The sequence below is a fragment of the Pseudomonas sp. HLS-6 TE3448 genome, from assembly GCF_053629555.1.
This window is the reverse complement of the sequence record NZ_JBRJIO010000001.1, coordinates 1943895-1958014: the sequence shown is the minus strand read 5'-3', so window position 1 is coordinate 1958014 and position 14120 is coordinate 1943895. Positions and strand designations below refer to the sequence as shown.

Annotated in this window: 11 protein-coding genes; all 11 read left to right on the top strand. The window is 62.2% G+C overall.

What is annotated here, in order from left to right; all coding sequences use genetic code 11:
* Window positions 1-22: 22 nt before the first annotated feature.
* The 11 genes from AB7M23_RS09060 (at window position 23) to AB7M23_RS09010 (ending at window position 14113) form a co-directional block, all read left to right on the top strand.
* On the top strand, window positions 23-1000 hold the full coding sequence (locus tag AB7M23_RS09060; RefSeq protein ID WP_065757977.1) for a thiamine pyrophosphate-dependent dehydrogenase E1 component subunit alpha: 978 nt from the start codon (window positions 23-25) through the stop codon (window positions 998-1000).
* Between the two features lie 35 nt (window positions 1001-1035).
* Complete coding sequence (locus AB7M23_RS09055) at window positions 1036-2055, top strand: alpha-ketoacid dehydrogenase subunit beta (RefSeq protein ID WP_409277273.1); 1020 nt, start codon at window positions 1036-1038, stop codon at window positions 2053-2055.
* Window positions 2052-3173, top strand: coding sequence for an acetoin dehydrogenase dihydrolipoyllysine-residue acetyltransferase subunit (locus AB7M23_RS09050; RefSeq protein WP_454240646.1), 1122 nt, complete (start codon window positions 2052-2054; stop codon window positions 3171-3173). Before AB7M23_RS09055 ends, AB7M23_RS09050 begins: the two co-directional genes overlap by 4 nt.
* Window positions 3174-3204: 31 nt before the next feature.
* A complete protein-coding gene (locus tag AB7M23_RS09045) occupies window positions 3205-4269 on the top strand; it encodes a 2,3-butanediol dehydrogenase (protein ID WP_245704297.1) in 1065 nt (354 codons plus the stop codon).
* Between the two features lie 151 nt (window positions 4270-4420).
* A complete protein-coding gene (gene prmA, locus AB7M23_RS09040) occupies window positions 4421-5299 on the top strand; it encodes a 50S ribosomal protein L11 methyltransferase (RefSeq protein WP_099773437.1) in 879 nt (292 codons plus the stop codon).
* 40 nt (window positions 5300-5339) lie between these two features.
* On the top strand, window positions 5340-6599 hold the full coding sequence (locus tag AB7M23_RS09035) for a DUF3426 domain-containing protein (RefSeq protein WP_454240645.1): 1260 nt from the start codon (window positions 5340-5342) through the stop codon (window positions 6597-6599).
* A gap of 174 nt (window positions 6600-6773) precedes the next feature.
* Window positions 6774-7787, top strand: a complete 1014-nt coding sequence (gene dusB, locus AB7M23_RS09030; RefSeq protein ID WP_065757942.1) for a tRNA dihydrouridine synthase DusB — start codon at window positions 6774-6776, stop codon at window positions 7785-7787.
* Window positions 7784-8104 carry a DNA-binding transcriptional regulator Fis gene (gene fis, locus AB7M23_RS09025; protein ID WP_003186237.1) on the top strand — a complete coding sequence of 107 codons (321 nt, stop codon included), beginning with the start codon at window positions 7784-7786 and terminating at the stop codon, window positions 8102-8104. Before dusB ends, fis begins: the two co-directional genes overlap by 4 nt.
* A gap of 82 nt (window positions 8105-8186) precedes the next feature.
* Window positions 8187-9788 carry a bifunctional phosphoribosylaminoimidazolecarboxamide formyltransferase/IMP cyclohydrolase gene (gene purH / locus AB7M23_RS09020; protein WP_065757941.1) on the top strand — a complete coding sequence of 534 codons (1602 nt, stop codon included), beginning with the start codon at window positions 8187-8189 and terminating at the stop codon, window positions 9786-9788.
* A 121-nt stretch (window positions 9789-9909) separates the two neighbouring features.
* Entirely contained in the window at window positions 9910-11205 is a 1296-nt protein-coding gene (purD, locus tag AB7M23_RS09015; RefSeq protein WP_065757940.1) for a phosphoribosylamine--glycine ligase, read from the top strand.
* A 124-nt stretch (window positions 11206-11329) separates the two neighbouring features.
* A complete protein-coding gene (locus AB7M23_RS09010) occupies window positions 11330-14113 on the top strand; it encodes a response regulator (protein WP_454240644.1) in 2784 nt (927 codons plus the stop codon).
* The last annotated feature ends 7 nt before the right edge of the window (window positions 14114-14120 follow it).

Below are 14120 nucleotides of genomic sequence, written 5' to 3'. Positions count from 1 at the left end.
GACAACCCTGGAGAACAACAAGATGTCCACTCACCTGTCCACCGAACAACTGCTGCATGCCTATCAGGTCATGCGCACCATCCGCGCCTTTGAAGAACGCCTGCACGTGGAGTTCGCCACCGGCGAGATTCCCGGTTTCGTCCACTTGTATGCCGGCGAGGAAGCGTCCGCCGCTGGGGTGATGGCGCACCTGCGCGACAGCGACTGCATTGCCTCCAACCACCGTGGTCACGGCCACTGCATTGCCAAGGGCGTCGATGTGTACGGGATGATGGCCGAGATCTACGGCAAGAAAACCGGCGTCTGCGGCGGCAAGGGCGGCTCGATGCACATCGCCGACCTGGAGAAAGGCATGCTCGGAGCAAACGGTATCGTCGGTGCGGGTGCGCCGCTGGTAGCAGGCGCGGCACTGGCGGCCAAACTCAAGGGCACCGATGACGTTGCCGTGGTGTTCTTCGGCGATGGCGGCTCCAACGAAGGCGCAGTGTTCGAGGCCATGAACCTGGCGTCGATCATGAACCTGCCCTGCATCTTCGTCGCCGAGAACAACGGCTATGCCGAAGCCACCGCATCGAACTGGTCGGTGGCCTGCGATCACATCGCCGACCGCGCTGCCGGTTTCGGCATGCCAGGGGTAACCATCGATGGCTACGACTTCTTTGCCGTACATGAAGCTGCCGGTGCCGCCATTGCCCGCGCCCGCGCCGGGCAAGGCCCCTCACTGGTAGAGGTCAAGCTGACCCGCTACTACGGCCACTTCGAAGGTGACGCCCAGACCTACCGGGCCCCGGACGAGGTGAAAAACCTGCGAGAAACCCGTGACTGCCTCATGCAATTCCGTGAACGCACCGTGCGCGCCGGCCTGCTCAGCACCGAGCAACTGGACCAGATCGATGGCCAGGTCGAGGACCTGATCGAAGACTCGGTACGCCGCGCCAAGTCCGACCCCAAACCCGAAGCCGCCGACCTGCTCAGCGACGTGTACGTGTCCTACCCCTGAGCCACCCCAACAACAAGAATACGTGGAGAATCATCATGGCGAGAAAGATCACTTACCAGCAGGCCATCAATGAAGCCCTGGCCCAGGAAATGCGTCGCGACACCAGCGTTTTCATCATTGGCGAAGACGTCGCAGGCGGTGCCGGCGCACCCGGCGCCGAGGATGCCTGGGGTGGCGTACTGGGCGTAACCAAAGGCCTGTACCCGCAATTTCCCGGGCGCGTACTGGACGCCCCGCTGTCGGAGATCGGCTATGTCGGCGCCGCTGTCGGGGCCGCCACCCAAGGCCTGCGCCCGGTGTGCGAGTTGATGTTCGTCGATTTTGCCGGCTGCTGCCTCGACCAGATCCTCAACCAGGCGGCCAAGTTCCGCTACATGTTCGGTGGCAAGGCGGTCACCCCGCTGGTCATGCGAACCATGGTGGGTGCGGGCCTGCGTGCGGCCGCCCAGCACTCGCAAATGCTCACCTCGCTGTGGACACATATCCCCGGCCTTAAAGTGGTCTGCCCATCGTCGCCCTATGACGCCAAGGGCCTGCTGATCCAGGCGATCCGCGACAACGATCCGGTGATCTTCTGCGAACACAAACTGCTCTACAGCATGCAAGGCGAGGTGCCGGAAGAGCTCTACACCATTCCGTTCGGTGAGGCCAACTACCTGCGTGACGGCGACGACATCACCCTGGTGACCTACGGGCGTATGGTTCATCTGGCCATGGACGCGGCCGCCAGCCTGGCCCGCCAGGGTATCGACTGCGAAGTCATCGACCTGCGCACCACCAGCCCGCTGGACGAAGACAGCATTCTGGAAAGCGTGGAGAAAACCGGTCGTCTGGTGGTGATCGACGAAGCCAACCCGCGCTGTTCCATGGCCACCGACATCAGCGCGCTGGTCGCGCAAAAAGCCTTCGCCGCGCTGAAAGGGCCGATTGAAATGGTCACCGCACCACATACACCGGTGCCATTCTCCGATGCCCTTGAGGACCTCTATATCCCGACAGCCGCGAAGATCGAAGCCGCGGTGCACAAGGTCATGGCCGGGAGGAAGGCGGCATGAGCCAGATCCACACCCTGACCATGCCCAAATGGGGCCTGTCGATGACCGAAGGCCGGGTCGATGCCTGGCTGGTGGAAGAAGGCGCGCAAATCAACAAGGGCGACGAAGTGCTGGATGTCGAGACCGACAAGATCTCCAGCAGCGTCGAAGCCCCGTTCAGCGGGGTGTTGCGCCGACAGATCGCCCGGCCCGACGAAACCTTGCCGGTCGGTGCCCTGCTCGCGGTGGTGGTCGAAGGCGAGGCCAGCGACGCAGACATCGATCAGGTTGTGCAGCGCTTCCAGGAGGCGTTCGTCCCCGGCGGCGATGGCGAACAGGACAGCGGCCCGGCACCGCAGAAAATCGATCTGGACGGGCGCACCCTGCGCTATTTCGAGCTCGGCCAGGGTGGCACGCCCCTGGTGCTGGTGCATGGCTTTGGCGGCGACCTGAACAACTGGCTGTTCAATCACCCGAGCCTGGCCGCCGAACGCCGCGTCATTGCCCTCGACCTGCCCGGTCATGGCGAGTCCGGCAAGACCTTGCAACGGGGCGATCTGGATGAGTTGAGCCAAACCGTACTGGCCCTGCTCGACCATCTGGACATCGAACGGGTGCATCTGGCCGGGCACTCCATGGGCGGCGCGGTAGCAATGAACCTGGCACGCCTGGCGCCATCCCGGGTGCATTCGTTGAGCCTGCTGGCCAGCGCAGGCCTGGGCCGGGAAATCAATGCCGATTACCTGCAAGGCTTTGTCGAGGCCAGCAACCGCAACGCACTCAAACCGCAACTGGTGCAGTTGTTCTCCGACCCCGGGCTGGTCACCCGGCAAATGCTCGAAGACATGCTCAAGTTCAAGCGCCTTGAAGGCGTAGACAGCGCGCTGCGACAACTGGCCCAAATGATCTGCGAGAACGGCCAACAACGGCATGACCTGCGTGCGGTGGTCGAGCAGCAGCCGAGCCTGCTGCTCTGGGGCGCCGAAGACGCAATCATCCCGGCCACCCATGTGGACGGTCTACCGGCACAGGTCAAGATCCTCCCCGGCCAGGGGCATATGCTGCAGATGGAAGCCGCCGAAGAGGTCAACCAGTGCCTGCTGGCATTCCTTCAGGCCGTCGAGCAATCAGGGAGATAACGCCATGAACGACCTTTCCAACACCGCTAGCATGCGTGCCGCCGTCTGGCATGGCCGCCACGATATCCGCGTCGAAGACGTACCACTGCCCGCCGACCCACCGCCGGGCTGGGTTCAGATCAAAGTGGACTGGTGCGGCATCTGCGGTTCCGACCTGCATGAATACGTGGCCGGCCCGGTATTCATTCCGGTCGAAGCGCCGCACCCGCTGACCGGCATCCAGGGCCAATGCATCCTCGGCCACGAGTTCTGTGGCGAAATCCTCAAGCTCGGCGACGGCGTCGAAGGCTATGCCGTCGGCGACCCGGTCGCCGCCGATGCCTGCCAGCACTGTGGCACCTGCTACTACTGCACCCACGGCCTGTACAACATCTGCGAGCGCCTGGCCTTTACCGGGCTGATGAACAACGGTGCATTCGCCGAACGCGTCAACGTACCGGCCAACCTGCTGTACAAACTCCCGGCCGGTTTCCCTCGGGAGGCCGGAGCACTGATCGAGCCCCTGGCGGTGGGCATGCATGCGGTCAAGAAAGCCGGCAACCTGCTTGGCCAGACTGTCGTCGTGGTTGGCGCCGGCACCATTGGCCTGTGCACCATCATGTGTGCCAAAGCGGCAGGCGCAGCCAAGGTGATTGCCCTGGAAATGTCCTCCGCACGCAAGGCCAAGGCCCTGGAGGTGGGCGCAAGCGTAGTGCTCGATCCTAAGGAGTGCGATGCCCTGGCCGAGATCCGTGCCCTGACCAACGGCTTGGGTGCCGATGTCAGCTTCGAGTGCATCGGCAACAAACACACCGCCAAGTTGGCCATCGACACCCTCCGCAAGGCGGGCAAGTGCGTACTGGTGGGGATCTTCGAAGAGCCGAGCGAATTCAATTTCTTTGAGCTGGTCTCGACCGAGAAACAGGTCCTCGGCGCCCTGGCATACAACGGTGAGTTTGCTGACGTCATCGCGTTCATCGCCGACGGGCGGCTGGACATTACCCCGCTGGTGACCGGGCGTATCGACCTGGAGCAGATCGTCGGGCGCGGCTTTGACGAGCTGGTGAACAATAAAGAGGAAAACGTGAAGATCATCGTCTCGCCGTCAAAACGCTGAATCACACCAACAATGTCGGTGCCTGCGCGTCTGCAGACACCGGCCTTGCCGGTGATGCATCCCCTCTACGCCAAACCCTTCGCACTCATGTAAACTGGCGCGCTTGACGCAGCCGTTGGCTGCCCCTGTAGATTTCCCAAAGGTAAACGCCATGCCCTGGCTGCAAGTACGTCTGGCTATCAGCCCGGAACAAGCCGAAACCTATGAAGACGCCCTGCTCGAAGTCGGCGCCGTCTCCGTCACGTTCATGGATGCCGAAGACCAGCCAATTTTCGAACCGGACCTCAACACCACCCCACTGTGGTCGCACACCCACCTGCTGGCCCTGTTCGAAGCCGATGCCGAGCCCGACGCGGTGTTTGCCCACCTGCGCCTGCTGACCGGCGCCGAGCTGCCGGAGCACCACGCCGAGGTGATCGAGGATCAGGACTGGGAACGTAGCTGGATGGACAACTTCCAGCCAATGCGCTTCGGCAAGCGCCTGTGGATCGTGCCAAGCTGGCATGCCGCACCCGAGCCCGAAGCGGTCAACCTGCTGCTCGACCCGGGCCTGGCCTTCGGCACCGGTACCCACCCGACCACCGCGCTGTGCCTGGAATGGCTGGACGGCCAGGACCTGCAAGGCCGTGAAGTCCTCGACTTCGGCTGCGGCTCGGGCATCCTCGCCATCGCCGCACTGTTGCTCGGTGCGCGCCAGGCCGTCGGTACCGATATCGACGTGCAGGCCCTCGAGGCCTCCCGCGACAACGCTGGGCGCAACGGCATCGCCGATGAACGCTTCCCGCTCTACCTGCCAGAGCAGATGCCCGCCATGCAGGCCGAGGTACTGGTCGCCAATATCCTCGCCGGCCCACTGGTTTCGCTGGCGCCGCAACTCTCCAGCCTGGTTCGCCCTGGTGGTTTGCTGGCACTGTCCGGCATTCTCGCCGAGCAAGGCGCAGAGGTCGCAGCCGCCTATGCCAATGACTTCGAGCTGGACCCAATCGTCGAACGCGATGGCTGGGTGCGTATCAGTGGTCGCCGTCGCTAAGAGCACCTAGAATGGACGCTTGCACAATTCGGATCGCCGCATGACCGACAGTTTCGTCACCCAGTGCCCCCATTGCCAGACCAGTTTCCGCGTCAGCCACACTCAACTGAGTGTGGCGCGCGGTGTGGTGCGCTGCGGCAACTGTCTGCAAGTGTTCAACGCTGCCCGCCAACTGCTTGAGCAGCAGGCTGCGAACAAAGCCGCCGAAACCGAGCAGCCACCTGCGCCGCTCAGCGCGCCGGCGGCAAATCCGCCAGCCCCGGCGATCAACCAACGGGAATGGCGCGCGGCCGAACTGGACCTCGACCACCTTGACCTCGATGAAGAGCTGGCGCGCCTGGAACAACGCGAAATCCAGCCCATCACCGAGCTCAAGGGGCCAGCACGACGTGATACCGGCCTCAGCGCCAGCCGCGACGGTGATGAACCGCCACTGGCCGATGACCTGTTCGGCAACCCGGCAGACGAGCCACCCGTAGCCGCGGAGGAAGCGTCTCATCCCCCCGTGATAGACAATGAGCCGGTAGACCACGAACCGGCTCATGGTGAGCGCACAGAACCCTCCCTGTCGCTCGACTCAAACGACTTCGATGACGAGCCACGCCGCGCGCATGGCGCCGACGACGATGAGCCCGACCTGCCGGGTGACCGTCTGTCGGCACACGACACCCTGCATGCTGATGATGAAGCACCAGCGGTCGAACAGGAACGTCAGGAACCCGCGTTGGGGGCAGTGTCCGGTCGACCCGCGCGCAAGGAGCCATTGCTTGACCTGGTAGACGACCCTTTGCAGCTCGATTGGCAAAAGCCACGCAGCTCGTGGGGCCGTCGCCTGCTCTGGAGCCTGTTGATCCTGCTGGCCGCCTCAGGCCTCGCCGCCCAGTACATTGCGTACCACTTCGATGAACTGGCTCGCCAGGATCAGTACCGCCCGTGGTTCCAGCAACTGTGCCCGCAATTGGGCTGCAACGTGCCGTCAAAAGTCGATATCGCTCGAATAAAGAGCAGCAACCTGGTGGTCCGCAGCCACCCGGATTTCACTGGCGCACTGATCGTCGACGCGATCATCTACAACCGTGCTCCCTTCTCCCAGCCGTTTCCCCTGCTGGAACTGCGCTTCGCCGACCTCAATGGCCAGTTGATTGCCAGTCGCCGCTTCAAGCCGGCCGAATACCTCAGTGGCGAATTGGCGGGCAAGGGGGAAATGCCCAGCCAGACGCCTATTCACATCGCACTGGACATCCTCGATCCGGGGCCAAAGGCCGTCAATTACAGCCTGAGTTTCCGCTCGCCCGAGTAATTCCGGGCTCCGGCGCCATATTCGTGGCGCCTGCCGAGCCCTCGTAACCGGTCGGAATAAGCTCATAGCTGTTCAGATTTTATCCAAATCGACCTTTATCCAGTCATCGAGAGCGGGTATCATGCGATCCCTTTTTCGAACTCCAATGATCCGGCCCCACAACAGGGAACTCCTATGTCGGCGGTACGCATCGGCCCCTACACACTGCAGAATGCCTTGATCCTCGCGCCGATGGCCGGGGTGACGGACCAGCCTTTTCGTCAGCTTTGCCGACGCATGGGCGCGGGGCTTGTTGTCTCGGAAATGGTCAGCAGCGACATGAGCCTGTGGAACAGCCGCAAGTCGCGTCTGCGCATGATCCACGAAGGTGATCCCGAGCCACGCTCGGTACAGATCGCCGGTGGTGACGCGCAGATGCTGGCGGCGGCGGCCCGGGCCAACGTCGAGTTTGGCGCCCAGATCATTGATATCAATATGGGTTGCCCGGCAAAAAAAGTCTGCAACAAAGCCGCAGGCTCTGCTTTATTGAAAGATGAAGCCTTGGTCAGTGAAATCCTCCATGCGGTGGTTGCCGCGGTGGACGTACCTGTCACCCTGAAGATCCGCACGGGCTGGGACCGTGCAAACAAGAACGGCCTGACCGTGGCGAAAATCGCCGAGCAGGCCGGCATCCAGGCGCTGGCGGTCCATGGACGCACCCGCGCCGACCTGTATACCGGCGAAGCCGAATACGACACCATCGCGGCGATCAAGCAGGCGGTGTCGATACCGGTTTTTGCCAACGGCGATATCACCTCGCCAGAGAAGGCCCGTGTGGTGTTGAACGCCACTGGAGCCGACGGCCTGTTGATCGGCCGGGCTGCCCAAGGGCGGCCATGGATCTTTCGCGAGATCGAGCATTACCTGCGCACCGGTGAAACCTTGCCGGCACCGCAGTTGGATGAAGTGGAACGAATTCTGCTGGAGCACCTGGCCGCGCTGCACGCCTTCTATGGCGATGTGATGGGCGTACGCATTGCCCGCAAGCATGTCGGCTGGTATCTGGCAACGCTGCCGGGCGCCAAGGAGTTTCGCGCCCAGTTCAATCGTTTGGACGATACGCAAGCGCAGTGCGCCCACGTTCACGCCTTTTTCCGTGAACGTGAACAAAGCCTTGAGACAGAGGACGGACAAGGGGTGGCCGCATGACGATGATGACCGAGACTTTAGTGAGTGGAACAACGCCCGTGAGCGACAACGTCAACCTGAAACAGCACCTCAACACCCCGAGCGAAGAGGGCCAGACCCTTCGCGGGAGCGTGGAGAAGGCGCTGCACAACTATTTCGCGCACCTCGAGGGTGCTGCCGTCACGGACGTATACAACCTGGTGCTCTCGGAAGTCGAAGCGCCGTTGCTCGAAAGCGTGATGAACTACGTCAAGGGCAACCAGACCAAAGCCAGCGAACTGCTCGGGCTCAACCGTGGCACGCTGCGCAAGAAACTCAAGCAGTACGACCTGCTCTAAGCATGAATCCAAACCAGAAAAGGCGGCTCCCATTCGATGAGGTCGCCTTTTTTGCTGAAACCACCGCGTTATGGAATCTGAAATGACCGACCAGACCACCCGCCTGCCGATCCGCCGCGCCTTGATCAGCGTTTCCGACAAGACCGGGATCCTTGAATTCGCCCGCGAACTGGAACAACTCGGTGTCGAGATCCTGTCCACCGGCGGCACCTTCAAGCTGCTCCGGGACAACGGCGTTGCTGCAGTCGAAGTCGCCGACTACACCGGCTTCGCTGAAATGATGGACGGCCGGGTCAAGACCCTGCACCCGAAAATCCACGGCGGTATCCTCGGTCGTCGCGGTACCGACGATGCGATCATGGAACAGCACGGGATCAAGCCGATCGATCTGGTCGCGGTCAACCTCTACCCCTTCGAAGCCACCATCACCAAGCCAGGTTGCGACCTGCCGACCGCTATCGAGAACATCGACATCGGCGGCCCGACCATGGTGCGTTCGGCGGCCAAGAACCACAAAGACGTCGCCATCGTGGTTAACGCCAGCGATTACGCCAGCGTCCTGGAAAACCTCAAGGCCGGCGGCCTGACCTACGCTCAGCGTTTCGACCTGATGCTCAAGGCCTTCGAGCACACCGCAGCCTACGACGGCATGATTGCCAACTACATGGGCACCATCAACCAGTCGGCGCAAACCCTGACCACCGAAGGCCGCAGCGAATTCCCGCGCACCTTCAACAGCCAGTTCGTCAAAGCCCAGGAAATGCGCTACGGCGAGAACCCGCACCAGAGCGCGGCGTTCTACGTTGAAGCCAAGCCAGCCGAAGCCAGCATCTCGACGGCCGTACAGCTGCAAGGCAAAGAGCTGTCGTACAACAACGTGGCCGACACCGACGCCGCGCTGGAGTGCGTGAAGAGCTTCGTCAAGCCGGCCTGCGTCATCGTCAAGCACGCCAACCCGTGCGGCGTGGCTGTCAGCCCTGAGGGCGGCATTCGCCAGGCCTACGAGCTGGCCTACGCCACCGACACCGAGTCGGCCTTCGGCGGCATCATCGCCTTCAACCGCGAACTGGACGGCGAAACCGCCAAAGCCATCGTCGAGCGTCAGTTCGTCGAAGTGATCATCGCCCCAAGCGTCAGCGACGAAGCCCGCGCCGTGGTTGCAGCCAAAGCCAACGTGCGCCTGCTGACCTGCGGCGAATGGCCTGCCGAGCGCGCTGCCGCCTGGGACTACAAGCGCGTCAACGGCGGCCTGCTGGTGCAGAGCCGCGACAATGGCATGATCTCGGCCAACGACCTGAAAGTCGTGACCAAGCGCGCGCCGACCGAACAGGAAATCAACGACCTGATCTTCGCCTGGAAAGTGGCCAAGTTCGTCAAGTCCAACGCGATCGTCTACGCCAAGAACCGTCAGACCATCGGTGTTGGCGCAGGCCAGATGAGCCGCGTCAACTCCGCGCGCATTGCTGCGATCAAAGCTGAGCACGCCGGCCTGCAGGTGCAGGGCGCGGTCATGGCCTCGGACGCGTTCTTCCCGTTCCGTGACGGCATCGATAATGCAGCTAAAGTGGGTATCACTGCCGTGATCCAGCCAGGCGGCTCGATGCGCGATGCAGAAGTCATTGCTGCCGCTGACGAAGCCGGCATTGCAATGGTCTTCACCGGCATGCGCCACTTCCGCCACTAAGCGCTCAGGCGCCGGCGTTGTCAGCGATACAGGCCGCGTGCAGTCCCCAGGACTGCAACGCGCCCATCGCCACAACGCTGGCTCCCGCAGTTTCCAGAATTAGCGTCATCGAGGTTTTGACATGAAGGTTTTGATTATTGGCAGCGGCGGTCGTGAACACGCCCTGGCCTGGAAAGTTGCCCAGGACCCACGCGTCGAGAAAGTCTTCGTCGCCCCAGGCAACGCCGGTACCGCTACCGAAGCCAAGTGCGAGAACGTCGCCATCGACGTCACCGCGCTGGAGCAACTGGCTGACTTCGCCGAGAAAAACGTCACCCTGACCATCGTCGGCCCGGAAGGTCCGCTGGTCGCTGGCGTCGTCGACCTGTTCCGCAGCCGTGGTCTGGACTGCTTCGGCCCAACCAAGGGTGCCGCCCAACTGGAAGGCTCCAAGGCGTTCACCAAGGACTTCCTGGCACGCCACAAGATTCCGACCGCCGATTACCAGAACTTCACTGAAATCGAACCGGCACTGGCCTACCTGCGCGAAAAAGGCGCACCAATCGTGATCAAGGCCGACGGCCTGGCCGCGGGCAAAGGCGTGATCGTTGCCATGACCCTGGCAGAAGCCGAAGACGCCGTACGCGACATGCTCGCCGGCAACGCCTTCGGTGAAGCCGGTTCGCGCGTCGTGATCGAGGAATTCCTCGATGGCGAAGAAGCCAGCTTCATCGTCATGGTCGACGGCAATAATGTGCTGCCGATGGCCACCAGCCAGGACCACAAGCGCGTCGGCGACGGCGATACAGGCCCGAACACCGGCGGCATGGGTGCCTACTCGCCAGCACCGGTCGTAACCGCCGAGGTGCATCAGCGGGTCATGGACCAGGTGATCTGGCCGACCGTTCGCGGCATGGCCGAGGAAGGCAATGTCTACACGGGCTTCCTCTATGCCGGTCTGATGATCGACAAAGCGGGCAACCCGAAGGTCATCGAGTTCAACTGCCGTTTCGGCGACCCGGAGACCCAGCCCGTCATGCTGCGCCTGGAGTCGAGCCTGGTGCTGCTGATCGAAGCCGCATTCGCCAAGGCGCTGGACAAGGTCGAAGCACAGTGGAACCCGCAGCCAAGCCTGGGCGTGGTCCTGGCAGCTGGCGGCTACCCGGGCGACTACACCAAGGGTGCACCGATCCACGGCCTGGACGCTGCTGCCCAACTGACCGGCAAGGTGTTCCACGCGGGTACCGCACTCAAGGATGGCGCAATCGTCGCCACCGGCGGTCGTGTACTCTGTGCCACAGCGCTGGGCGAAACCGTTGAAGCCGCACAGCAGCAAGCGTACCGCCTGGCCCGTGAAATCAGCTGGGAAGGCAGCTTCTACCGCAACGACATTGGCTACCGTGCCATTGCCCGTGAGCGCGGTGAACATCAGCAGTAAAACGAGACCACGGGTACGCCTGGCGTACCCGACCAGACGACAAGGCCCCGCGCGGGCCTTGCCTTCGTCTCGGCCCGCCGCGCATAGTGGTACCCCGGCATTCAGCTAAGGAAGGGATTTCGTCGTGCGTTGGCTCAGGATTGCCATTGGCCTCACCGTCAGCCTGCTGACCCTGTTCTGCCTGTTTCCGGCGTCTGCCGAACATAGCGGTGGCTGGGCCGTTTTGCTTGACGAGCAAGCCAACCTGCAACTGAGCGATGTACGCTCCGAACGCTACCGAAACCAGTTCAGCCCTATCCAGATCAGCCGACTCAACGCTGCCGCCCCCAATCACGCACTGTGGTTGCACTATCGGCTACCCCCGGGCGAGAACGAACAACTGTTGCGTGTCTTCGCTCCGGACTTGTCCAGCCTTGATCTGTATGTGCTGGATGGCAACGTGCTGCTCAAGCAGTCTCTCAACGGCCGCGTCGGTGACACCAGCGAACCCGTGCTGCGTAGCAGTGACCACTTGTTACGACTGCCCAACAGTGCAAAGCCACTGGATGTCTATCTACGGCTGGTTTCCGAACACCAGTTGCGCCCCGACATAACCCTGCAACCTGCTGCTGAAGCCGCCGCCGACCAGCGTGAAGCCGTAATGTTCGGCCTGCTGTTCGGTTGCATTGGCATGCTGATACTGCACAACCTCGCCCGTTTCGCCTATTCACGCTCAACCACCAGCCTGGCGCTGGCCGCGTATCAGGGCCTGATGCTGTTCAGCGCACTGATTCTGCTGAACCTTGGTAGCCCCTGGATCAACCTCTGGCATTCTGCCCAAACCCCTGCGGCGTACCTGACAGCGCTGTTGGCAACGCTGTGCGGCCTGGTCTTTACCGCTCGTTTTTTCAATGGCTTCGATCAGCCTCGCCTGACTCGCCTGTTGCAGGCAGACCTGCTCCTGATCAGCCTCTGCGGCCTGGTGCTGCTGTTTGTCGATACCCTGCCGCTGAACCTGATGACCTACGCCCTGATGGCGTTAGGCAGCCTGAGCATGCTGTTGGTGGCCAGCTATCAATGCTACAAGGGGTATGCGCCAGCCAGGCTGCTCACCCTGGCCATGCTGGTGTTCAACATCGGCTGCCTGGTCGTGCTCCCGGCCTTGCTGGTGCTCACACGTACGCCGACCCAATGGTTACTGTTCATCCTGCTCGGGCTGACCGCGCTCAGTGGCTTGCTGCTGAACCTGGCCGTCAGTGAGCGCTTGCGTACCATCAGAGAAGCGCGCTTCAGTGCCAGCCGCGCATTGGCCGCGAGCAATGCAGAGGTCAACGCCAAGGCCGAGTTTCTCGCCAGGATCAGCCATGAAATCCGCACGCCCATGAACGGTGTGCTGGGCATGACTGAACTGCTGCTGGGCACTCCGCTGTCGGTCAAGCAGCGTGACTACGTACAAACCATTCATAGCGCCGGCAACGAACTGCTTACCCTGATCAACGAAATCCTCGACATCTCCAAGCTGGAGTCCGGGCAGATCGAACTCGACGACGTGCAGTTCGACCTCAATGCCCTGATCGAAGATTGCCTGGGTATCTTCAGGGCCAAGGCCGAACAGCAGAATGTGGAGTTGATCAGCTTCACCCAGCCGCAAGTCCCACGGGTTATCAGTGGCGACCCGACACGCCTGCGCCAGGCCCTGCTGGGCCTGTTGGAGAATGCGCTGAAGACGGTCGATCAGGGCGAAATTCTACTGGTGATCGCCCTGGACCAACGTACTGACACCCCTCGCTTGCGCATTGCCGTACAGGACAGCGGCCAACCGATGGCCGACAGTGATCGCGATGCCTTGCTGCAAGCCGAGCTGAACAGCCGGCACTACCTCTCCGAAAGCAAGCTGGGCGGGCATCTGGGCCTGGTCATCGCCAAGCAGTTGATCACCTTGATGCACGGCGAGTTCGGCATCAAGACCAGCCCCAATCAGGGCAACACCCTCTGGATAACCCTGCCGCTGGATCCGCAGCGCCTGGAGCAACCCGCCGCCGACCTGGAAGGCCCGTTGCGTGACGCCCGCGTGCTGGTGGTGGATGACAACGACACCTGCCGAAAAGTACTGGTACAGCAGTGCAGTGCCTGGGGCATGAACGTCAGTGCCGTGCCATCAGGCAAGGAAGCGCTGGCCCTGCTGCGCACCAAGGCCCACCTGCGGGACTACTTCGATGCAGTACTGCTCGACCAGAACATGCCAGGCATGACCGGGATGCAACTTGCCGCCAAAATCAAGGAAGACCCGAGCCTGAACCACGACATCCTGTTGATCATGCTCACCGGCATCAGCAATGCGCCAAGCAAGATCATCGCGCGCAACGCCGGGGTCAAGCGGATCCTGGCCAAGCCTGTGGCCGGCTATACCCTCAAGACGACCCTGGCCGAGGAACTCAGCCAGCGGGCCAAGGGGCCACACCTGCCGCACGCCGCATCGTTCAGCCATCAGCCACTGCAGATGCCCAGCGACTTTCGCATCCTGGTTGCCGAAGACAACAGCATTTCGACCAAGGTCATTCGGGGCATGCTGGGCAAGCTCAACCTGGAGCCCGACACGGCCAGCAACGGTGAAGAGGCTTTGACGGCAATGAAAGCGCAGCGCTATGACCTGGTCCTGATGGATTGCGAAATGCCCGTGCTGGACGGTTTTTCCGCCACCCAGCAGTTGCGCGCCTGGGAAGCCAACACCCAACGCAAACGCACGCCAGTGGTCGCCCTGACCGCGCATATCCTTGCCGAACACAAGGAGCGTGCACGCCTGTCGGGCATGGACGGGCATATGGCCAAGCCCGTTGAGCTGTCACAACTGCGTGAACTGATCGAACAATGGGTGGCCCGCCGAGAACAAGAGGCCAGCCAGGCGACAGGCACTGATACACTTCGTTGAGTCCATC

What these genes read in the sequence shown, in the direction of transcription:
- purD (WP_065757940.1), top strand. Translation starts at nt 9,910, where the DNA reads ATGAAGGTTTTGATTATTGGCAGCGGCGGTCGTGAACACGCCCTGGCC.
- AB7M23_RS09050 (WP_454240646.1), top strand. Translation starts at nt 2,052, where the DNA reads ATGAGCCAGATCCACACCCTGACCATGCCCAAATGGGGCCTGTCGATG.
- AB7M23_RS09055 (WP_409277273.1), top strand. Translation starts at nt 1,036, where the DNA reads ATGGCGAGAAAGATCACTTACCAGCAGGCCATCAATGAAGCCCTGGCC.
- prmA (WP_099773437.1), top strand. Translation starts at nt 4,421, where the DNA reads ATGCCCTGGCTGCAAGTACGTCTGGCTATCAGCCCGGAACAAGCCGAA.
- fis (WP_003186237.1), top strand. Translation starts at nt 7,784, where the DNA reads ATGACGATGATGACCGAGACTTTAGTGAGTGGAACAACGCCCGTGAGC.
- dusB (WP_065757942.1), top strand. Translation starts at nt 6,774, where the DNA reads ATGTCGGCGGTACGCATCGGCCCCTACACACTGCAGAATGCCTTGATC.
- AB7M23_RS09045 (WP_245704297.1), top strand. Translation starts at nt 3,205, where the DNA reads ATGCGTGCCGCCGTCTGGCATGGCCGCCACGATATCCGCGTCGAAGAC.
- purH (WP_065757941.1), top strand. Translation starts at nt 8,187, where the DNA reads ATGACCGACCAGACCACCCGCCTGCCGATCCGCCGCGCCTTGATCAGC.
- AB7M23_RS09060 (WP_065757977.1), top strand. Translation starts at nt 23, where the DNA reads ATGTCCACTCACCTGTCCACCGAACAACTGCTGCATGCCTATCAGGTC.
- AB7M23_RS09035 (WP_454240645.1), top strand. Translation starts at nt 5,340, where the DNA reads ATGACCGACAGTTTCGTCACCCAGTGCCCCCATTGCCAGACCAGTTTC.